The sequence below is a fragment of the Pandoraea norimbergensis genome, assembly GCF_001465545.3.
Classification (GTDB): Bacteria; Pseudomonadota; Gammaproteobacteria; order Burkholderiales; family Burkholderiaceae; genus Pandoraea; species Pandoraea norimbergensis.
Window position 1 is genome coordinate 4421280 of record NZ_CP013480.3, and the last position, 23603, is coordinate 4444882.

At 63.8% G+C, this 23603-nt stretch carries 10 protein-coding genes and 1 tRNA gene; 1 reads left to right on the top strand and 10 read right to left on the bottom strand.

Annotated features, from left to right (window positions below; translation table 11 throughout):
• Positions 1-40 precede the first annotated feature (40 nt).
• From AT302_RS19340 to AT302_RS19385, 10 genes are all read right to left on the bottom strand, one after another.
• Positions 41-571, bottom strand: coding sequence for a hypothetical protein (locus AT302_RS19340; protein ID WP_058375405.1), 531 nt, complete (start codon positions 569-571; stop codon positions 41-43).
• 381 nt (positions 572-952) lie between these two features.
• Positions 953-13216 (bottom strand): filamentous haemagglutinin family protein, encoded by a 12264-nt coding sequence (locus tag AT302_RS19345; protein ID WP_058375406.1) that lies wholly within the window; start codon positions 13214-13216, stop codon positions 953-955.
• 173 nt (positions 13217-13389) lie between these two features.
• Positions 13390-14412 (bottom strand): FecR family protein, encoded by a 1023-nt coding sequence (locus AT302_RS19350; RefSeq protein WP_058375407.1) that lies wholly within the window; start codon positions 14410-14412, stop codon positions 13390-13392.
• A gap of 117 nt (positions 14413-14529) precedes the next feature.
• Positions 14530-15042 carry an RNA polymerase sigma factor gene (locus AT302_RS19355; RefSeq protein WP_058375408.1) on the bottom strand — a complete coding sequence of 171 codons (513 nt, stop codon included), beginning with the start codon at positions 15040-15042 and terminating at the stop codon, positions 14530-14532.
• On the bottom strand, positions 15039-15815 hold the full coding sequence (locus tag AT302_RS19360; RefSeq protein WP_157125834.1) for a TonB family protein: 777 nt from the start codon (positions 15813-15815) through the stop codon (positions 15039-15041). The genes AT302_RS19355 and AT302_RS19360 overlap by 4 nt, the downstream gene beginning before the upstream one ends.
• Positions 15816-16098: 283 nt before the next feature.
• A tRNA-Ser gene (locus AT302_RS19365) sits at positions 16099-16189 on the bottom strand.
• Positions 16190-16290: 101 nt separating this feature from the next.
• Positions 16291-17595, bottom strand: a complete 1305-nt coding sequence (gene serS / locus AT302_RS19370; RefSeq protein WP_058375410.1) for a serine--tRNA ligase — start codon at positions 17593-17595, stop codon at positions 16291-16293.
• Positions 17596-17708: 113 nt separating this feature from the next.
• A complete protein-coding gene (locus AT302_RS19375; protein WP_084656336.1) occupies positions 17709-19151 on the bottom strand; it encodes a replication-associated recombination protein A in 1443 nt (480 codons plus the stop codon).
• Positions 19152-19243: 92 nt separating this feature from the next.
• Complete coding sequence (gene lolA, locus AT302_RS19380; protein WP_058379790.1) at positions 19244-19894, bottom strand: outer membrane lipoprotein chaperone LolA; 651 nt, start codon at positions 19892-19894, stop codon at positions 19244-19246.
• Between the two features lie 5 nt (positions 19895-19899).
• Positions 19900-22221: a DNA translocase FtsK gene (locus tag AT302_RS19385; RefSeq protein WP_058375411.1), complete on the bottom strand. Its 2322-nt coding sequence runs from the start codon at positions 22219-22221 to the stop codon at positions 19900-19902.
• A gap of 362 nt (positions 22222-22583) precedes the next feature.
• Here AT302_RS19385 and trxB point away from each other — a divergent pair, with 362 nt between their 5' ends.
• A complete protein-coding gene (trxB, locus tag AT302_RS19390; protein WP_058375412.1) occupies positions 22584-23540 on the top strand; it encodes a thioredoxin-disulfide reductase in 957 nt (318 codons plus the stop codon).
• Positions 23541-23603: the final 63 nt, after the last annotated feature.

A 23603-nucleotide genomic window follows, 5' to 3' on the forward strand; every position in this document is an offset into this window, starting at 1 on the left:
CCTCGCAACCCTTTTTACTCTGCGTCGCAATGCAGACGAATTAACGCGTCGTCATACCGGGAGGCGGCTGAACACGTTGAATCGTGTTTACCGTCACACCCGCAATAGTGGCAATGCCGTTGGCCACATCCGAGCCAACGTTCTGCGCGACCAAATCGATCCCGTTGATACTGCTGCGCGCCGAATCCTCAACCGTATAGGTCTTTCCCGACACTTCCACCCGGGCTTTAATGCGATCGCTTTCCCCGAGAACGCCAAGCAGCACACGCGCGGCAGCCGAACGGGCGTTGTACTCCTGCACCGTGACCTTTACCGGGATGCCGGCAGGCGACACCAGCATTCCGTTCTTTTCGGCTTGCGTCTTAAACGCTTGGATCATGCCCGACTTCACGTCTTCGGCAATGTCGTGACCATTCGATTCGATGGTCGGCACCGCCACCCCCTGCTTCAACGACGCCACAAGTGCCGGATCGGCCGAGCGGACGAGATCGGGATTCGACGTTGATGCGCACCCCGAGAGTGCCAGCAGCAGACTGGCAAGCGCGACGCTAGAGAGATTACGAACCTTCATGTTATTGATTGTCCTGGTCGATTAGATTTGTACAACTTAACAACCGGAAGCCACCGACGTATGGGACGTGAGACGCCACACGGCGGCTTTCCCCGCAACGCAGCTCGTGCGCCGACTGTTGCTGAATGTCAGCAGTACGCACGATCTGCAGCGCGCTCCGGATTCTCAGCCAGCAAGAACTGGCTCAGACAGAGCTTTACGGAAGGACATCGACATTTCTTTAATCGAAAGGACCAGATTTTCTCCGAAACTTAGCCGCTCGCGCTTGCCCACGCGGCTCAGACACGCGGCTCAGAATAAAGTCGAGGCAGCGCACCACCGCACAGACCGACTTAAACAGCACCGCCTGTGTTGGATGACGGCGCCGGGGCCTCATACCACTCAATGCGTGTTCAGCGCCCGACGCTCCTCATCGGTCAGCCGTGCGAGTTGACGCGGATCGAGATGACTCCCGCTACCGACCAGTTGCAGAAGACTCGACCGGTCGTAACCAAGCGTGCCTTGTACGCGAGATCCGGCAGGCGTGTCGCTGCCCCCGGTGCCGTCGGTAGCGCCGCCCCCGGTGCTCAGCATCCGCACCGAGAAGATCGACGGCGTGTTCTGGCGTTGCGCGACACGCTCGCGCGCCATGGCATCCTGCGCGGCCGACGCTGCCTGCGCCGCCGTCGCGCTCGCATTGGTGAGCGCACCCACGTTGACGGCCGCCACGATCGGCAAACCCGTCGACTTGCCCTGCACCTGCACGTTGGCGGCATTCACGACGGCGAGCGCAGCGAAGTTGACGTTCCCCGATACGCGCACGCCCGCCTCCCCTGCATCGATCGTGCCCAGCGGTGCCACGAGGTCGACGTCACCCGGCGGCACTTCCGGCAACGGTGCGAGCGTAGCAATGCCGGCGCCGCTCGATGGCACCGAGGGCGACAACGTCACGTTGCCACTGTCGTCGTACACGCGCTTGGGCGGTGTGTAGAGCACCGTTGTCTTCGCGCCGCGACCGGCGTTGATGTCGCCCTGCGCCGACCACGCCTGAATGCTGCCGCCGAAGGTCGTCAGCACCCGTGACAGCCCGAGCAGAATGCTGTCGCGGCTGTAGAACTGAATATCGCCATCGCCCTGCGTGACGACACCCGCCACCGCGCCCGGTGTCACGCCTTCCACACCGACGAGCGTGCGCCCGCCCGGATTCAGCATCTGGATATCACCGCCGAAGTTGGTGCGTACCGTGGCGTCGGTCGTCACGGGCACGGGCTTGCCGTTGACCGTCGTCGATCCGGTGACGCTGCTAAACAGCGTGATCGCACCGTTGTAGTTCACTGCATTGCCCTGCGCATCACTCGTGGGGAACAGCGTGGCGATGGCCTCGCGGCCACGCAGATAGCTGCCGTAGCGCGGACTCGACGTGTCGTTGTACTCGCGACCACCCAACAGCAGTTCCTTGAAATAGACCTGACGCACGAACACGCCTTGCTGGGTCTGCGGCAACGCGAGGAAGTAAGCCAGCGCGTCCGATGCCTTGCCATCGTAGCCAAAGCGGCTTTTGAGCCATGCCAGCAGTTCATCGCCGTAGGCGTGAACCACCTTGCCGCTGTCGGCCAGCGGTGAGCCGCTCGCCAATTGATTGACCGGGTCGAAGTAAAGCCGTGCGAAGCGCGAGTAGTCCGGGCCATTGGCCCCGACGCCAGCCAGCACGGAAATCCCCGCGCCGCCGTTGGTATTAGACGGATGCGTGACGTCGCCGATGCTTTGCAACTGACCGTAGAAGCCCTGATACACGTTGCGCCCGGCCTGAATCTGTAGCAGGCCCGGCCCGACGATGCTCGCCGATTGATAGATGATGTCGCGCCCCGCCTTCATCATCGAGACGTCGCTGGCCGACTGATTCAGGAAGGTGCTCGGCAACGTGCCGGTGCCCACGATGTCACGTCCCGCGATCACCTCGAACGGCTTCGCGGCGACAAACCACTGCGCATGGCTCGGCGTAAATCCACTCGACCCGACCCGAAAAACCGAATTGGAAAGGCCAATCTGCAAGTCATCGATGTCGATACCCGCGTAGATCCGGGCCGGCGTCGCATCCTGCGCATGCAGACTGCCGGACGGATAATCCTCGCCGAACGCGAGCGGGCTGTTGTCGTTGAGACGCATCGCAGCGTTCACGCTGGCATTTGTCCGGGTGTTGGGATTGAAGCCCCGCATCGTCGAAAAGAGCGGATGACCCGGTGTTGCCACGCTCGCCATATCGGCGCCCGACATGGCAATCGACGAGCCCCCACCGTAGATCGAGCCGGCCGCAAGCACCTGAAGCTGTCCGATCGGCGACGGCATCAACTCGATCGTCTGCCCTTCGCTAAAGCGCACGTCGCCGTTCAGCGCCGCAGCGCTCAGGCTGCCAGGGTAAAAGCCCGTGGAGTTCTGCAACTCGCCGCCACCACCGCCCGAGAGCGGCGCAACATCGCCGCCCGCCGATAACAGGCGAATGCCGGTCGACGGCGTCCAGAGGGTGTACTTCGTGAAGCCCCCTTTCGTGACCGACGCCGAGGCGCCCGTTCCGGATGTCGTGAAATAGCCGCCCCCCACGTCGGTGAAGACCGCCATCCCGGGGTCACTCGCGCCGGCAAGCACCAGATCGCCTCGCGACACGACGCTCGCCGAGCCATCCCCGGTCACCAACGTCGGCCCTGGCGCGCGCGAGGTCAGCTTGATCGCATTGGGATCGAAGGCGCGCGGGTCATAGGTTGTCCAGGAGACGCCCCCCGATTGCGTGACGATGGCACCGACCGCGCCGGCCTCGACCGAGGTGTCGCCACGCAACGCCGTCAACGAACCGAAATAGTCCCGCCGGAAGGTGCTGACGGCCACCGGATCGGCGTCGTTGAGCCGCCCCCCCACTTTCAGCGTGATATCGCCGCCGCCGGTCTGCACGAGTGTGCCGTCGGCAAGCACGCGCCCGGTCGATGCCACCGCCAGATCCAGACCGCTCGACGTCAACCCTCCCGGTGCGGCAGACGCCACCCCGGCGTCGCGCCCGGCGATGACGGTCAGGTTGCCGCCGCCAAGCGTCCCGATACCCTGGAAGCCGATCAGTTGCAGACCGTTCGCGTTAGGGTCCGTCTTCGCGAGCGAGCCGAAGTTGATCGACCACGCAGCCGGGTCCGTCGTCACACCGCCGCCGCCCTGCCGGTTGAGCCAATTGCCCACCAGATTGCTGTTCACATAACGCAGCGGATTGTTGGTCAACTGGATGTTGCCGCGCACGTCTTGCTGCGCTGTGAGCAACACGTCGCCGCCATGCTCCGGAAACCACGCCTGTAAGAGATTGCCCGTTCCCGCACCGGGCAAGTTGTACGCGTTGCGCCCGTCGGCCGACAGGATCGGGGCCGATTGCGTGCCCGCGGTGTAGACGCCATACGGCGTGGCCTCGTTGAAGCTGCCACCGGCGAGCAGGTCGAGATTGCCCGTGCCGGTGCGCAGCACGCTGAAAAACGTGCCCGTCTGCGACGGGTCGTAGACGCTGTCGTTCAAGGTGAGATTGCCGGCGCCGCCAAGCGCTGTCACTGACTGCAATGCGCGCTGATCGGCGCCGGCCAAATCGGCCCCCGCCACCAGCCGCAACGACGCAGAGCGTGTCCCGGGCGCCAGCAGGCTCGCACGCGCCGACGTGGCGGCAGCGGCGGGCGAACCCGGGTCCGTTTGCAGCGACAGACTGGCCGCCGAAGGGGTTTCCGAGCCCACCGGCACGTACAGGCGGGTCAACGTCGTGCCGAAAGGAATGACCGTGCCCGAGGCATAGGTCGTGCCATTCGCCGACATCGGCCGGAACGGGAGCGGAAGGGCGACCCCAGTGTTGAGCGTCGGCACGACCCAGCCGGCCGGGTTACTCACGACCATCTGGTTGCCGGCGATCATGCGCCAGAGAATGACACCCTGCTTGACGAAGTGCGCCGTGTCAGTCGAGAACGTGCTCGGCGTGATGGTCGAGAATACCGGCGAGCCCGCGCGGGTCGCGGTGAACCCGTCGGAGATGCTGCCACCGATCTTCAGATTGCCGGCAGCGCGAAGGATCAGTGCCATTGGCTCCCCCGCACCATACGTCGCCGAATTCGGATCGCGATCTGCGCCCGCCCCGTAGCGGTACTTCGCGAGATCGATGTCGCCGGACGTCGCGAGATCGCCCAACGACGCAATCTGCACCCCCGGACGAAGATGGTAGGTGTTGCCGTAGGCAGCCAGTCCAGCGGTTCGCGCGCCCAGCGCCGTGTTGCCCAACGCCAGATTCATGAAGGTGGTGCTCGCCGCATCGTAGCCGTCGAGCGCCGATTGCGTGACTACGCTGCCCGAAGGCAACATGTACGTCCATACACCGTTCAGAGCGAGGCTGTCCGCACCGCGAATCGTCAGCGGACCGGCCGCGCTGATCGCGACATCGCCAGCGGTCTCTGCGGTACGCATGGCGTTCAGGATCACGTCGCCGTAATGCTTGCCGCCCGGCGTGCTCACGTCGATGGTAGCGCCCGGCGCGAGCGTCAGCGTGCCACCTGCGGCCGTGAGCTCGACGTGTCCACGATTCTTCGCCTCGATGGGCGCACCGTAGCTGTCGACTTGCAGCGACGTGCCGTGTGCATCGAGCACCGCGCTGCTGCCGAGCGTCAGTCCGTTGCCCCCCGACAAACGAATGGTGCCCGGCGCTGCGCCAGACGCGTCGATAGTGCCGTTGACCGTCAAGGTCCCGCGATCGGCGGCGATGCCGATGTTGTGCGCCTTCACCCCATCGCCAACGACCAGATCGCCCTGCTTCTGGTCGAAACTACGGGCGTTGAAGAAGCCGCCTTGGGTGAGCAGCGCGTTCAATCCGGCGAAATCCGAAAAGGTGCCTGCGGACGCCCCGAACGCACCACTCGTATAGCCGTCGTTGGCGCTCGCCAGCATCTTGCCGACCAGCGAGACGGTGCCCTTGCTGGCGTCGATGGAGATCGCGCCGGCGTTGGCTTGTTGCGCCGACACGTCGACGACCGATCCGGTCATTTGCCGGACGTCGCCTTGCGCACTATTGAAGCTGGCGGTGCCGCCAAATCCGTAGGCGGTGGCGGTCTGGATCATCGTCGGCTGACCGCGAAGGTCGATCCGGCTATTCCCGTCGAGCACGATGTCGTTCGCGGCATTGACCACGAACTTGCCGCTCGGCAGGCGCACGGTACTGCCGATATTCACGTTGTTGCCGGAAAGATCGATCTCGGCCCCGGCAACGCTCGACGTCGCCGCCCCCGGTGTCGCGCCAGCAGGTGCGGCCACGCTCAGTGTGCCGCCCGCCGTGTAGTTCATGATCGACTTTGCCGCACCGGTCAGCACCGGCGTGGTCAGCGTGAGATTGCCCCCTGTACCGCTCTGGCCGAGAACGCTACCCGGTTGCGAACCCGGTGCCTGATAGACGTACAGCGCCCCGCGGCCGGCCGAGACGATCCGTTCGCTCGCCGCGAAATCGACGTTGCCAAAGCCATAGATCGTGCGATTGACGTTCGACGTATCGAGCGTCACGACCTGCCCGAGGTCGATTTCCCGGGCGACGAACCGAAGCGAGCCGTTGCCCATCCCCGGGCCGCCGGCAGCTACCGCCGGTGCGCTGGCGCCGGGTATGCCGTTCCAGGTAATGCGATCGGCGGCGACGATCGCCTGATCGGTCGACGCACCGATACCGTAAATTGCGGCCGAATTGAGGACGAGATCGACACCCGTTCCCCGTGTGTCCAAACCGTTGTTGCCAAATAGATTGAGGGAATTTGCCGTACTCAGCGTCAGACGTTGCAGCGCAGGTGCGCCATGCGCCGGATCGCCCTGCAACAGCGTGTTGAGCACTGACTGATTGAACCGCACGCCCGCCGGATCGCCGGCTGCCGCGATCTGCGTCGCATCGCCAACATTGAGCGTGCCGACGGCCAACGCAATATTGCGCGCGCCGAAATGCGCGCTGTTATCGATGTTCGACGCGCCGTTGGTGGCAAGCGCCAGCGTGCCCTCGGCATACAGCCCGGAACCCGCGCCGATGTTGATCGATCCGTTGCTGGCGGTCGATCCGAGGAACTGGATGTCACCATTGGACAACCCGAGCACCGTCGACGTCCCTGACGAGTACTTCATGCCGGTCGACGCCGTATCAAAGGTGGCAGGCCCACGGCCGACCGTACTCAACGTCACACCGTTACCAATATTGAGGTTGTTGCCGACGAGGTAGATTTCTCCTGCACTGAGCGTCACGCCGTCGCGCACATACAGGTCTGCGGCCCCGGAACTCGGCTGGAAGTAGAAGACACCATTGAGTGGCCCGGCACTTCCGTTGATGTTCAGTCGCGGGGCGCCGATCGCGTTCAGGTCCGCAGCACTCACCGACAGACCATTGAAGCCCGGCGTCACGCCACCGTTTGTAATTTCGCCGATGTTGAGCACGGCGACCTGCCCCGCCACACCGCCGGTCGTGGGCTGGAACACCGCCTTGCCGCCGAACGACAGCACGCTCGTCGCGGGCATCGGGTCCGGCGCATACGGAATGTCGAACAGGAATTGCAGCCCCTTGCCGTCGCGCGGCAGCATGGGCATCAGCCCCCCGAACTGCTGCACCCGGCTCGTCATGAACTCGCTATAGCCCTGCTCGTTGAACTGAGAGTACTTGCGCACCGCCGTGCCCGGCGTGACCAGCACAGTCGACGGCAACTGACTGCGTGTCGATGTGTTCGCGATGCTCGTGTACCCGGAGACGAGGTACGTGCCGTTGCCGGCAGCGGTCGCCGTGGCCGGCAGATTCTGTCCCGTACCGCCGATCTCTACGCGATAGGCCCCGGGCAACAGCGCATAGTTCGACGGCAGCAAGGTGTAGGTGCCGGGTGGCAGCCCGGGAACCCCGTCGCCGAGGGTGATGCGCTGACCGACGACCGGATCGCCCGCGCCGTTCTCTGCGGCGACGGGTGCGTAGGCCGACGTGTAGCCCGGCAGGATGGCGTAGACCTTGTCGCTCGCGCGACTGAGCTTCATGGTCGGGTTAGCGTTGACCAGTGGCGTGTTGAGCACGTTGACCGACCCGCCACGTCCCGAGACGAATCCCGCGCCAGCGATGGTGCCCCCGCCCGTGAGGTCGAGCACGGCACCGTTGTCGACACGCATCGTCAATCCTTCGAGCGAGATACCCGATCCGCCCGCACTCAACGTGAGTCCCAGCCCGTAGCCGATGAGCGGGGCCAACGCCGCGCCGTTGTACGCGTAAGTCACGCCATCCACCGTACCGCCGTAAGGCACGGTCATGCCGTTCATCGACACGGAGGTAAGACTGCCGGGCAAGAACTCGATGTCCTTCGTGTAGACGTTTCCGCCCTGTAATGCCGCGGGTGTCGCCGCGATCATCAACTTACCGAACGGTGCGCGCAACACGCCCCCCTGACGAACGTTTGGCGCCGACAGGAAAAGCGTGCCGAAGACTGACAGCGGTGCGTCGGGGATCGTCGCCGTGGTGCGTCCCAACGTCAGCGTGCCCGCGTAGTCAGTCACGCGCTGTTGTCCCGCGACAATGCTCGCGACAGCCCCGGTCGTCGGATAAACCTGCGCGGCTTCCAGGTCGAAATCCCAGGATGTGATCAGGCTGGTGCCTTGTTGCACGGCGGGCGTCGGCAGGAAACGGATATCGCCCTGACTGACGAGCCGCGTCGTACGGAACCCCGGCGACGAAGTATCGACGTTGACGTAGTTCACCGAGTCGTAATAGCCGGTGCGCGCCGAGAATAGCACCGGGCCTTGCACATCGATCAGGTTGGCGTCGATTTCGAAGGTCGCCGTCGTCGGCCGCCCCGACGCGCCGGGGTTGGTAATCGAGCCGCTGACCACACCGTCCGGCGGCGCGACAACTTTGCCACTGAGCAGGACATACGGCGCCGACAGACGGACGGTGTTGCTGCTCGCTTTCGTGGCAGGGTCGTCGCCCGCCACCAACTTCTCGCCCGACGTGTAAGCGTTGGCATTGAGCTTCAGGCTCTTGTCCATTGCGAGCGACACGTCGCCTATGAACATCATGTAGTCGCCCGAGGTCAGGGAGAGCGAACTGAAGCCGCCCGCCTTGACCATGTCGACACCGACGGTGGCACGGCCCAGCGGCAACGCCGCTACCGGCGAGCCGGGGCCGCTCAGGCTGGGAGCGGCCACTCGCGACTGGGTGAGCGTCAGCACACTCGGGACGAGTACGCTTTTGGGTATCGCGTTGGACAGATCGGGGTAGAACGGCGTGAGCATCGAGACCGAAAGATCCCCGCCCGACGCCCCCTGACCACCGGAGAACGCATGGAGATTGCCGTCGAGTTGCAGGCCACCCATCGAACTGAGCGCAATGGCACCGCCATTGGAAGTGCGCGACATGCGGCCGCTTGCGCTCACCGGCTGGCCAGCGACGGTGGCCGTATCGACCGTCACATTGGCGCCATCGGCGTTGAGTTCCGCACCGGGGCGGATGACGACAAACGACGTACCACCGCTCAGACTGATCGTGCCGCCATCGAACACCGTGCCGTAGGTGCGCCCGGACCCGTCGATGGCCGAATAGCCCACGCCCGAGACGTCGAGCTTCGCGTTCGAACCCAGCCAGAGCGAGGTGCCGCGAACGACGCCGTTCTCGTCGAAATTGCGCGAGGCCGAGAAGGCACCGTCGGCGTCGCCAATCAGATTGATCTTGCCTGCCCGTGCGCTGAGTGTGCCGTCGACCATCATCTGACCGAAGGCGTCGAGCGTAATGTTCTGTCCCGGATCGACCGTCACGGAAGCCCCCGGCGCAACGACGATACTGCCGCCCGCCGGATTGCCTTGGTCATCCTTGCGCAGCGATCGCAGCGCGATGCTCGCGCCTGCGCGCTGCGTGAGCGCGTCGGTCTGCGGACTCTCCACAAATACGGGCGGCGTCCAGAGCGTCATCGCTTTGGACGGATCGCTGCCCGTCACCGCCTTCAGGCTATCCGCCGTGAATCGGTAGACCGGCATGACAGGCGCGAGCGCGACGCCATTGTCGACACGCACCCCCTGTCCGCCATTGATATCGAAGTTGGAAAATCCGGCATTGAAGAGCGAATTCCCGCTGCCCGATGTGCCGGCGTTGAACGTCGGGACCGGGGTGACGGCAATCGTCTGCGTGAGCACCACACCGGCAGGAACGATCGAGCCGACGGTGTAGGTCTTCGGCACGGTGAGCACCGAGCCCGCGGTGAAGACGAACTGATATGGATCGACCGGAATGCCGTTCGGAAAGACGTTGGAGGGCACCACCGTCCCCTTCGCGATGACGCCGCTTCCGCCCCATCCCGTGAGGACGGTCCCCTTCGGAATCGTATCCCCAGCGAAAAAGTAAGTGTCTTGATTGTTGATATCCCGGGACTTGAGCAGCAGCCCTTTCGGCACAATCCAATCCGCGAGTGTCGCGCCCACCGGCACGCCTGACATCGCGATATCGGCCAGCGTCGGCGTGTCGTAGACCATCGTCGTATGTTTTTCGACAAGGTCCATCGGCAGCGGCGTACCCGCCGCAATCGTCAGTGTCTGCGCGAGTTTCACCGACACGGCAGCCGGTGTCCCCGCCGCAAGCGTGCCACCCGCGATACCGGCGTTGTTGCCAATCAGAATACTGTCCGGCGTCGACAGTGTCAGTGTGCCGCCCCCGTTCACCCCGTAGGCCGCGACATTGCCATCGAAGGTCAGCGTGCCGACACTTCTCCCGACGCCGCCGCCAGCGTCTCCCGCAATGAGCGTGACGTTGCCGCCGGCGCCACCTTGGGTTTTGCCGCCCGCCAGAATTGCGCCACCGGAAGACACGTCGATCAAGCTGCCTCGGCCGATCGTCAGATCTCCCGTGGAATCGAAGGTCACGCTGCCGCCGTTGAGATAGGCGACCTGCGACGTCGAATTCGGATCGAGCGCGGCATTGACCCAGACGCCGCGCGTGCTCACGGTGTACCCGGGGGCCAGCGAGAGACTTACCGCGCCCGAGGCAGGCAGCAATGCGATCGGGCCAACGTCCCCAGCCCGGAGGAAAAGGTTGGAGATATTGACCGTGCCACCCGGCACGGTGACGTTGGCCATCACATCGATGTTTGGCGCGGCCAGCGCGAGACGACCGCCATTGTCGAGTTGGAGATCCGAGCGAACGGCAATGGCACCGCGCGTCGCGAGATCGATTTCACCAAAACGCGTCTGGTTCATCAGCGCAGCATCGAGCCACACTGTGTTTTTCCGCGTGTCTGCGAGAGTGTCGTTGACACCTATGCCGTCGGTGATGCGGCCAATATCGCCGATCACGACATCGGTGGCAAACGCTTCTCTTCGGCCTACGCCCGAGTATTGGCCCAGCGTCAGCGAACCCGAGCGGGCCACGGCGAACTGGCTGAGCGCATAACCGTCGGTGAGTGCAGCCGGACGTGCCTGCGTCTGTACCGGCCCGGTGTAGACGTTGGCGATCACATCGCCTTCGAGCACGGCGGTCGGTGCCGAGATCGTCAGGCGCCCTGCATCGCGACCTACGGTATAGCCGTTTTGCAGCACGCGCGTGGGTGCGATGAGCGGATTCGCGTAGGACTCCGTCGTAGTCTTTCCCCAGCGTGGGTGCTCCACCTCGAAGCCGGTGTACACGCCGGTGTAGAGCACGTTCGACGGGGCGGTGTTGACGTTGTACACCTGACCGTCCGCCCCCTTGAGCCACGATTGGTTCAGATAGCCGGTCTGCACGTTGAGCGAGCCGCCCGACAGGTTGATGGACGCGCCCTTTTGCGTCACCACCTCATTGCCGCCGATCGTCACCGTGCCGCCCTGCGCCGCCCATTCACCAATGCCATGCGTTTGATTCGCCAAGTAGCCGCCCACTTCCAGCAGCCCGCCCGGCGTGTACCAACGCTCGTTCGCGTAGCCCCCTAGTGCCGCCGGAACGTAGACCAAACGGCGGCGATCGACATAGACGTTCGCATTGTTCAGTGCCGCGTTATCGCGGTTGCCGGGCGCGTCTCGCTGTTCGTTGCCCTGCACGTTGATCTTGACGTTGTTGCTGTCCATCGACAGCGATACGCCGAGCGCGCCAGACACATCGAGTCGCGCACCGCTCGTTACAAAGCTGCGCCCCGTGGCACTTACGGCGAGTTGGCCGCCGGTGGCAAGCGTGAGCGAGTTGCCCTGAAATTCGACATTGCCACCGCTCACGATTTCGACGCGCGATTGATCTCGACGATCCGAGAGTCTCGATAGGTTGTCGAACAGTCCGGCCGTCATGCTCGCGCGCAGTACATCCTGCGTGGCGGAATCCTGAATAAGGGCCGCGCGTTGGCTGTCCAACGCCGTTGCACCGTTGTCGCTGACAAGCACCGACGTGAGCGCCCCGCTGCCCAGCGTCACCTTGCCCAGCGTGTCGCTCGCCGAGTTCAGCAAGTGGATCGTGCCGCGCGTGTTGACGGTCGTGGTCGACACCGCCGTGCCCAGTTGCTGAACGTCGCGGCCCGCCATCGTCACGTCGCCTTCCGGCACCATCAGCAAGCCCGTATTAACCACCTTGCCTGCCGTGCTCTGCGCGACGAACTGCGGTGATATCTCGTTGCCACGCGTGGTCGACGGCGTGTTCGCGTCCGTGCCCACGCCCTTGCGAATCACGAAGCTGTCACCGGCGGCCAGCGCCACTTGCCCTTGCGGCGTGACGATCGTCCCGGCGTTGCTGACCTGATTGCCGAGCAACAATACATAGCCGCCGCCTTGCGTCACGGACGTGGGCGTGCGTGTCGTGATGTTTGCGCCCGCCTGGACTTCGACCTTGCCCAACGCATCGGTGAATGTCGGCGTCGTGCCGTTCGCCCCATAGATCCCGCCAGTCTGGAACTGCGCGTCGCTCATTCGTGCCGCCGCGACCACCAGATTGCGCGTATCGACCTGACTGGTACCGCCGAAGATCACCCCGTTGCGGTTCAGGATCAGCACGGTGCCATCGCCGTGAAGCTGCCCTTGAATCTGACTCGGGCGTGCGCTCGGATCGTTGATGCGGTTGAGCACCGCCCAGTCGCTTTGCTGCGCGAAGTTCACCGATGTATTGCGACCGACGTTGAACGTCTCCCAGTTCAGGATCGCTTTGTTGGCGGTCTGCTGGATGTTGACGTTGGTCTTGCCATTCGCTGTGGTTTGCGTGGGCGCTTGGGCATTGATCCAGCCTTTGGTCAGGCTGTTCGTGTCGACCTTCAGGCCGCCTTCGGTCAGGCCGTCGGGGATCGTGGTGACGCTGTTGGCTGCCGCCGTGCGCGCATTGGCCTGCGCGGCCTGCATCGCCGCAATGTTCTGCGCCGCCGAGGCGAGATTTGCGATCGAGCGTTGAAGTTGTGCGTTCGCTTGCTGCTGCTGTGCCGACGGGTCCATGAGCGACGACACCGGCACGCCGTTGGGCAAGCGCCCCGTCTGCGACGCAGTGGCCTGTGCGGCACCGCGTGAGGCAAACCATGCATTACTGAACGCTTGCTGGGCGTGTGCCGCCCCCATCGTGGTGAGCAACAGCGTGATCGCATGTGCGACGGGGGCCGCCCTGCGCGAACGGCGCACACGTTCTTTGCCGATTCTGCGACCGCTGCTTCCCATTGCCGTTGCCCCTTGGCGTTCACGCGTGCTCATGCCCGAATCCTCGCTGATAGTTAAGCGTTTCCGGCAAATTCGCCATCGGCGACCCCGTTGCCGGAAACGTGCACATCGCCGCTTTTGGCGTTGTGTTGGCTTCCCGAGTCGCTAAGACGAATGGGCAGTGCGGAAACCCTCAACTATTTCCCGATCTTCGACACGCAAGATCGTCAGCTCAGAATCAACAGTCCTCCCGGCAAGGACCTGGCATTCAGATCGAACGTGCTCTCCAGTTGTGCCAACGCTGCGTCGAGCGAGGCGATACGAAAGCGCCCCGTCACACGTTGGTTCCGGGCCGCCTCGTTGACCAGCACGACCCGCCCCGAGCGATAGCGATTGATCTCTGCAACAACATCGACAAGACGAATCTGGTCAAACACCAGTTCGCCACGACGCCATGCCGCCACGGCCAGCGCATTGACATTGCCGACGTCGCTCAGCACATGGTCGTTGTAGGCGACCTGCTGATGCGCCTGCAAGGATCGTTTGCCGGCGGGATGCGAAACCTGAACCGTGCCGTCGATGCATGTGACACAGGCCTTGCCATCGAGATAGCGGACTTCGAAGCGTCCGTCCTGCGCACGGGCGCTACCTACGCCAGCCGATACCGTGAACGGCTCGGCCGAGCCCCCCAGATCGACGGCGGCCTCGCCAGAGAGCAACGTCACGCTCACGGTCCTGCCGTTTTGAATACCTTGGCGGATGCTGGTCTGCGTGTTGAGCGTGACCACAGTCTGCGACGCCAGCGTCAGCGTGCGCTGCTCGCCCACGGCCGTGCGCTCGTCGGCGCCCAACGAGTCCGGCATCACGCGGCGCAGCACATCCGGATAGAAACCGGCGACGGCCGCCGCCGCGCCTACCGTCAGCGCACCGCCGATGAACGCGCGACGGCCTGCCGAGCGCTGTCGCACGGCAGGACGTGGCGTTTCGGGCGTTGCCGGCACCGCTACGGCGCCTGGCATCGCGTTCGGATGCCGCTCGACGTACATGCCGCTTGCCGTGCGCAGTGTCGCCCAGCGGTGCTTCACCTCGTTGAAAGCGAGCTTGTGATCGGCGCTCGCGTCGAGCCAGCGCCGGAAGGCTTGCGCGTCGACTTCGGTCACATCGCCGGAATCCAACAGCCGCAGCCAGACGCGCGCCTGCCGTTGCAGGTCGTCCGAGAGAGGGGCCGGAGAAGTGTCGCGTGTATTCATTGCATCAACATGGGTGCCCTGCCGGAGGCGGGCAATCTAGCGGTATCGATAACGCGGAACCGCGCTTCGTCGGATGCCGCCAGTGTATGGACGAACGGCATCGCACAAATCCCTCAACTATTTTTTAGCTTTCAGTTTTTCATCCAGAAAATCGTGCGCGCGACGCAGCTCGTTCTCGACGACGCGTAGCGACACCCCCAGACGCTCGGCCACCGCCTTCTGCGGCAGCCCTTCCCATCGAACCAGCAGCAACACCTGACGGCGCCGTTCGGGCAGCCGCTCCATCAACTGCATGAGGGCATCGAGTTCCGAGCGGTCTTCCGCAACGCGCGCCGGGCCGGGCGCCGTATCCGACAGGTGCATCAACGCATCGACCTCGTCGAACGAGAGCGAGCGGCTTTGCTTGCGCTGCGCGTCGAGCGCGATATTCACGGCGACGCGAACCAGATAGCTGCCCGGGCTCTGCACGGTCTCACCCGCCGTCGGCTCTTGCGTTTGGAGCTTGACCCAGGCGTCGTGCAAGGCGTCGCCCGCCAGATCGCTGTTGCCCAGCAGGCGCGTGAGGCGCCGCTTCAGATTGTGATAGTGGCGGGTCAGGTATTCGGGCAGCGGTCCGACGTTCTCCGTCATGAATGCCCCTCTTTGCCCGGCGACCGGCAGACGGGGGACGCATCCGCGTGATACGGATCGCGCGGCAACAGCACCATCGTCAAGGGTTGGGCCAGATCGTGGGGCGGCGCACCGTCGACGCGCACGCTGGCGAGCACCCGAAGCACGGCGGCGTCGCGGGCACGCTCCCCGGTCGAGGTCAGCAGACGTGCCTGACGCAAGACGCCGGTCGCGTCGATCTCGAAACGCAATAACGTCCGGTATTGTCCTGGCCGGGTCAGCGCATTGGCGCAAAGCGCCGCCCAGACGCCCGCCTGTACCCGGCCGGCATAGGCGTTGGCGGGGGTGTCGTCGCCCGCAGGCAGCGCTTCGGCCGGCAGTGCTTTGAGGACGAAAGCCTCTGCGGGCCCCGAGCGTGCATGCTGAATGGCGAGACCGGTGCCCGCCAGCAGGCGCTCCAGTGCGGTGTCGGCGGGAAAGTCCCCGCGCACGGGCGACGAGGTCAGGCCGGCCACCTGTGCACTACTGAAGAGAGCGGGACGGCCGGAGATCATGGCGTAACGTTGCAGGGCATCGGCCAGTGGCTGCGCAGGGATATCGAAGAAGAAGGACGTGGGTTCGGCATCGGCCCCCGGCGTCTGCTGCGCAGGCCGTACCGGCACCGTGGGTTGTCCGCGCTCACTGTCTTTGCCGGTCACGGTGTCGGCCGGTGCACCTCGCGCGGGAAATGTTCCCGCGCTCAACACCAGCAGCAGCGCGCCATAGCGGCTCAAACCCAGCAAGTACAGACGCAAGATGCATGCTCCCGGCTTCCGAACCAACGGCGCGTCACGCCGCCGATCGCCAGCCTCGGTGCGCACCGGACGGCATGCGTCCATCGCCCATGCAGCACGCAACTCTGGAAAGTACGGATGATGACATCGGAGTACGACAATTCTGTTACACCCCGTGAGCGCCATCCATCAATACCCACCGCACTCGGCCCACCACATCGAATAAGCGCTGGCACACCCGATGGCATATCTGGCGCGCAAAAACAAAAAAGCCCTTGAATGATCAAGGGCTGATTTGTTTGCTTGGCGGAGAGGGTGGGATTCGAACCCACGGTACGGTATAACCGTACACCAGATTTCGAGTCTGGCGCATTCGACCACTCTGCCACCTCTCCAAGCACACTTTCTGCTTTGAGTCGCTGCCTGAGTGGCCTCAAGCAGCGAGAAGGAGATTATAGCCGAATTTTTTCGGCTGCCAAGTCTTTTTTGAAAATTTTTACGCGGCGGGCTCAAGGCGTTCAATGCCGCCCATGTACGGACGCAGCACGTCCGGCACCGTGATCGAACCATCGGCGTTCTGATAGTTCTCCAGCACCGCCACCAACGCGCGCCCCACCGCAAGACCCGAACCGTTCAGCGTGTGCACCAGCTCCGGCTTGCCCTGCGCATTGCGGAAGCGTGCCTGCATGCGACGCGCCTGGAAGCTCTCCATGTTCGAGCACGACGAGATCTCACGGTACGTACCCTGCGCCGGAATCCACACTTCCATGTCATACGTCTTGGCCGCACCGAAACCCATATCGCCCGTGCACAACACGATCGTGCGGAACGGCAGTTCTAGCTTCTTCAGAATCGCTTCGGCGTGACCGACCAGCATCTCCAGCGTGTCGTACGACTCTTCCGGACGCACCACGTGCACCAACTCGACCTTGTCGAACTGGTGCTGGCGAATCATGCCGCGCGTGTCCTTGCCGTAGCTGCCCGCCTCCGAGCGGAAGCACGGCGTATGCGCCACCATGCGCATCGGCAATGCGTCGTTCGTCAGCAATTCGTCACGCACCAGATTCGTGAGCGAGACTTCCGCCGTCGGGATCAGATAGAAGTTCTCGATGCGCTCGCCATCGTCACCGCCCACCTTGCGCGGCACCTTGAACAAGTCGTCTTCGAACTTCGGCAATTGACCCGTGCCGCGCATCGACGCCGCGTTCACGATGTACGGCACATACGTTTCCGTATAACCGTGCTCGCCCGTGTGCGTGTCGAGCATGAATTGCGCCAGTGCGCGATGCAGGCGGGCAATGCCGCCCTTCATCACCGAGAAACGCGCGCCCGCCAGCTTGGCTGCGGCGTCGAAGTCGAGACCCAGCTTGGCGCCCAGATCGACGTGATCGCGCGGCGTGAAGTCGAACTCGCGCGGCGTGCCCCAGCGGCGCACTTCCACGTTCTGCGTTTCGTCGTTGCCCACCGGCACGCTTTCGTGCGGCAGGTTCGGCACGCCTAGCAGCACGTCCGACATGCGCGTCTGAATCTCTTCCAAGCGTACCGACGATGCCTTGAGCGTGTCGGCAATACCGCCGACTTCGGCGATTTCGGCCGAGGCGTCTTCGCCCTTGCCCTTCTTCATGCCGACCTGCTTCGAAAGCGCGTTGCGGCGGGCTTGCAGCTCCTCGGTTTGCGTCTGGATCTGCTTGCGCTCTGCCTCGAGCGCAGCGAACGTCGCCACGTCCAGCGTGTAACCGCGCGCCTTGAGCCGCGCCGCAACGCCGTCGAGATCCTTGCGAAGAAGTTGAATGTCGAGCATGGTGGGAAGTCTGTCGTTAGCGACTCACTTCAGTGAGTCATAAAATTCGTTCTGGCCGCAAACGGTGCGCTCATCGCGCCAAAAACGGCATCAAGCGGGTGATTTTACCAAACTCACTCGTCGTCGCTGGTATCGGCCGGTGGTGATTTTTCCGAAGATGGCGCGGAAGACGACGGTGCAGAGACGGATGACGCGCCGCCGGACGCCTTGGACTGCGGTACCGAATCGGTGCCATTGCCCGCTTTACGCCCCTTGGCATTCGCACGGCGCCAGTCAGCATCGAGCGACTTGAGCCAGTTCAACTTCTCGCCAATCTTGCCTTCCAGCCCGCGCGGCACCGGACGGTACCACTGCTGCGCCCGCAGATCATCCGGGAAGTACGTCTCGCCAGCGGCATAGCCGTCCGGCTCGTCATGCGCGTAGCGGTACTCGTGACCGTAGCCCAGTTCCTTCATCAGCTTGGTCGGTGCATTACGCAAATGCACCGGCACACCACGAGATTTGTCTTTGCTGACAAACGCGCGCGCCTGGTTGTAGGCGTTGTAGCCCGCGTTCGATTTAGGGGCGGCCGCCAGATAAAGCACCGCCTGCGCCAGTGCCAACTCACCTTCGGGCGTGCCCAGACGCTCGTAAGTTTCTGCCGCGTCCAGTGCGATGCGCGCTGCGCGTGGATCGGCCAGCCCGATGTCTTCCCACGCCATGCGCACGATGCGCCGCGCCATGTAACGCGGATCGGCGCCGCCATCGAGCATGCGGCAGAACCAGTACAGCGCACCATCCGGCGAGCTGCCGCGCACCGACTTGTGCAGCGCGCTGATCTGGTCGTAGAACGCGTCGCCGCCCTTGTCGAAGCGACGCAAGTTTTCGGCCAGCACGCTAGCAAGCAACGCGTCGTCGATGGTGTCGATACCCTGCGACGTCGCTGCCTGCGCCACGATTTCCACGTTATTGAATAGCTTGCGCCCGTCGCCGTCGGCCGAGTCGATCAGCCCCTGACGCGCCTCGTCGGTGAACGTGATGTCGCCGAGCTCATGGGCCGCGCGCGTGACCATTTCGCCCAGTTCGTCGTCGTTCAGACTCTTGAGCACGTACACGGCCGCACGCGAGAGCAATGCGCCATTCACTTCGAACGACGGGTTCTCGGTCGTGGCACCCACGAAGATGAAGAGCCCCGATTCCACATGCGGCAAGAAAGCGTCCTGCTGCGCCTTGTTGAAGCGATGCACCTCATCGACGAACACCACCGTCTGGCGCCCCTGCCCGCGCTGGATCTGCGCCGCTTCCACCGCGTCGCGAATGTCCTTCACGCCGGAAAGCACAGCCGAGAGCGAGATGAAATACGCCTTGAATGCGTCGGCCATGAGCCGCGCGAGGGTGGTTTTCCCCACACCGGGCGGGCCCCACAGGATCATCGAATGCGGACGACCTGCTTCAAATGCCACGCGCAAAGGTTTCCCCTTGCCGAGCAGATGGCGCTGGCCGATCACGTCGTCAATGGTATGGGGGCGCAAGCGCTCGGCAAGTGGCACCGAGGCAGAAAGAGGTGCGTCTGGCATGGTAAGAAGCAGTGCGGCCGGGGAGTCCCCGGCCGCAGATCAGATTTCGGATACGCCCATTATGCCAGTCCACCGGCATCGGGGCCGTTCGCTCACCCCTTGATCACGTCGGCCCCCTTGGGCACGGTGAACTTGAAGTTGTCCGGCGACATCGGTGGATTCTTCTGCATATTCGCAAACGTCAGCAGCGTCACGTTGCCGAATGCATCGTAGAGCTCCATCGCCGCCAAGTTGCCATCGCGAAAGCCGATGCCCACGCGCTGAAACTGTGTGTCCTGCGACTTCGGCTGGAGCTCGACCCAATCGATGCCGTTCTTCACGCCCGCATCCTTGAGGGTGAAGTTCTTTTCGACGTCGTTGCTGCCGAAGAGAATCGCCGCCGGACTCGCGCCCAGCGACGCGCCCAGCTTGCGCTCGGTGACCTGATTCAGGTCCTTGTCATAGATATAGAGCGTCTCGCCGTCGGCTTGCAGCAGTTGATCGTACGGTTTGACATAGCGCCAGATAAAGCGGCCCGGGCGCGAGAATTCGAAGGTGCCCGATGCCAGGTTCGACACCGCCACATTGCCGTCCTTCCCCTGCTTGACCTGCTTTTGCTCGAATTCGCCACGCGCGGACTTCACCTGCGCCGCGAAGGCCTTGAGTTGCGCCGTGCCGCTGGCGTAAGCCGGTGCGACCAGCGCCGCCAGCGTTACCCCCACCACACCCGCCATGAGCGGCAAACTGCGCTTGAATCCCAGCATGTTCTTCATTCTCCTTCGCGATTGGGCACCAGAATTTCCCGGTTGCCATTGCTCGCCATCGCCGACACGACGCCGGACTGTTCCATCTGTTCGAGCAGCCGCGCTGCCCGGTTGTAGCCGATGCGAAGATGCCGCTGCACCAGCGAGATCGACGCGCGGCGCTGCTTGAGCACCACCGCCACCGCCTGATCGTACAGAGGATCGGACTCGCCGCCCCCCTCGCCGGTTCCGCCACCCGCGCCGTCGACACCACCGTCCTCGCCTTCGATCGCCCCATCGAGCAGGCCTTCGACGTAATTCGCCTCACCCTGCTCCTTGAGCCGCTGCACCACGCGGTGCACTTCATCGTCGGCCACGAACGCCCCGTGCACGCGCAACGGCAGGCCGGTGCCCGGCGGCATGTAGAGCATGTCGCCCATGCCCAGCAGCGTCTCTGCGCCCTGCTGGTCGAGAATGGTGCGGGAATCGATCTTCGACGATACCTGGAACGCCACACGGGTCGGCACGTTGGCCTTGATCAGCCCCGTAATCACGTCGACCGACGGACGCTGCGTCGCCAGAATCAGGTGGATACCGGCCGCACGCGCCTTCTGTGCAATGCGGGCAATCAACTCTTCGACCTTCTTGCCGACCACCATCATCAGGTCCGCCAACTCGTCGATCACCACGACGATGTACGGCAGACGCTGCAACGGCTCAGGTGCTTCCGGCGTCAGCGAGAACGGGTTCGGAATGTGTTCTTCGCGCTTGGCGGCTTCGTCGATCTTATTGTTGTAGCCCGCGAGGTTGCGCACGCCAAGCTTGCTCATCAGCTTGTAGCGGCGCTCCATTTCGGAGACCACCCAGTTCAACGCATGCCCCGCCTGACGCATATCGGTCACGACCGGGCACAACAGATGCTGAATGCCTTCGTACATGCTCATTTCGAGCATCTTCGGATCGATCAGGATGAGTCGCACCTGCTCGGCCGTAGCCTTGTAGAGCAGCGACAGGATCATCGCGTTGATCCCCACCGACTTGCCCGAGCCGGTCGTACCCGCCACCAGCAAGTGAGGCATCTTGCCCAGATCGGCCACGACGGGCTTGCCGCCGATGTCCTTACCCAGCGCAAGCGTCAGCAACGACGACGAATCGTTATAGACCTCGGAGCCCAGAATCTCGGTCAGACGAACCGTCTGACGGCGCGGATTCGGCAACTCCAGCCCCATGAAATTCTTGCCGGGAATGGTCTCGACCACGCGAATCGATACGAGCGAGAGCGAACGCGCCAGATCCTTCGCCAGCGTCACGATCTGGCTGCCCTTCACGCCCGTGGCCGGCTCAATTTCATAGCGCGTAATGACCGGGCCCGGGTAGGCCGCCACCACGTTCACTTCGACGCCAAAGTCCTTGAGCTTCTTCTCGATCAGGCGCGACGTGAATTCGAGCGTCTCGCCCGACACGGTCTCCTGCACGGCTGGCGGCGAATCGAGCAGCGCCAGCGGCGGCAGGATGGAATCGGGCAGATCGGCAAACAGCGGCGCCTGCTTTTCCTTCTCCACGCGCTCGCTCTTGGGCACTACCTTGACGGGCGGCACGATCTGCACCGGCTCATGCACGTCGGCGCGCACGCGGTTCTGCACCACAGCACCTTCACGGGCGATGGCCGCTTCTTCACCCAGACGGCGGTCCTGACGCGCCTCACGGCGCCGGCGGATCACGGTGCCGGTATCGAGAATCAGCGCACCGAGTTTTTCTGCCGCCGACAGCCACGAGAAATGGAACAGCAGCGACAGACCAAACGCCAGAATCAGCAACAGTGCGAGCGTGCCGCCGGTAAAGCCGAGCGCATGCTGGAAGAATCCGCCGACGGTCTCGCCGATCACGCCGCCGGATGCGCGCGGCAGTTGGGCTTTCATGCGGTACAGACGGAGCGATTCGACACCGGCGCTGGCGAGCAGCACCATCAGGAAGGAGACGATCTCGACCCAGCCGCCGCTCGCGAGCCGTTCGCGCAGCGGGGGCGCTTCGCGCTTGGTAGAAATACGCCGGTAGCCGGAAATGACACGGCGGGCAATGAATACGACCAGCCAGTAGGCGGACAGGCCGAGCATGAGCAGCAGCATATCTGCCACCCATGCGCCGACGCGCCCCGCCCAGTTGGCGATGCGCTCCACGTGCGCCGCATGCGTCCAGCTGGGGTCCAGACGGCTGTACGAGAACAACGCCATCAACAGGAACACCATCAGCGCGACTTGCGCCATCCAGCGGATTTCATGGAAAAGATGCGTCACCCGGTTGGGTAGCGACGATCCGGCACCAGCAGAGTAGGAAGATTTCGTCGTCATCAAGCCAGTTGGTTGGGCGGGCAGACGGGCGGCCTGCCGCGCGGCAAGCCTCCATTCTAAACAACTATTACAACGCTTAATGCACGAAAAGGTGACAAGGGGTAACGCCAGACGCCAGCCAGACGCCCGCCAGACTGCCGCCGAACGCCCCCCGGACACCCGCCCGGCACCCCGCCCCGGGGCTATCGGACCGATTGCAAGGCTCCATCAACGAAACGACGCCGGCCCTTTATAATGACGGATTGCGCCGATTCCCTGCGCCCGCCAATCCGCCTCTGCCACCCGCTGGCTGATGCGCTTCGGCCCCGGGGCGCACGGAATACAGCGCCAGCCCCCAATGCCCATTTACGGTGAGTTCGTCCATGTCCGCTGCCAAGCACGCTAAAGTCCTGATTCTCGGTTCCGGCCCCGCCGGCTACAGCGCCGCCGTCTACGCCGCACGCGCCAACCTCAAGCCCGTGCTGATCACCGGTATCGCCCAAGGCGGTCAATTGATGACGACCACCGACGTCGAGAACTGGCCCGGCGACCCGACCGGCGTGCAAGGCCCCGAACTGATGGCCCGCATGCAGGCGCACGCCGAGCACTTCAATACCGAAATCATCTTCGACCACATTCACACCGTGCATCTGACCGAGCGCCCGCTGCGCCTCATCGGCGACTCGGGTGAATACACGGCCGACGCCCTGATCATCGCGACCGGCGCCTCGGCGCAGTACCTCGGCCTGCCGTCGGAAGAAGCGTTCTCGGGCCGTGGCGTGTCGGCTTGCGCCACCTGCGACGGTTTCTTCTACCGCGGCAAGGAAGTCTGCGTGGTCGGCGGCGGCAACACCGCCGTGGAAGAAGCGCTCTACCTGTCGAACATCGCCAGCAAGGTCACGGTGATTCACCGTCGCGACAAGTTCCGCGCCGAGCCGATCCTGATCGACCGTCTGCTGGAGAAAGCCAAGCAAGGCGTGGTCGAACTCAAGTACGACAGCGTGCTCGACGAAGTGACCGGCGACGACTCGGGCGTGACCGGCGTGCGCATCAAGAACACCAAGACCGGTGCTTCGGAAGACATCGCGCTGCACGGCGTGTTCATCGCTATCGGCCACAAGCCGAACACCGATATCTTCGAAGGTCAGGTCGAGATGAAGAACGGCTACATCGTCACGCACAGCGGCCTGAACGGCAATGCCACGGCCACCAACGTGCCGGGCGTGTTTGCCGCCGGCGACGTGCAGGATCACGTGTACCGTCAGGCAATCACCAGCGCCGGTACGGGCTGCATGGCCGCACTCGACGCGCAGCGTTTCCTCGAAAACCTCGATCAGTAAGCTGACTTAGCAACTGACTTCGCAACTTAGTCAGCGCTGACCAACGGTACCGCCCGGGCTCCC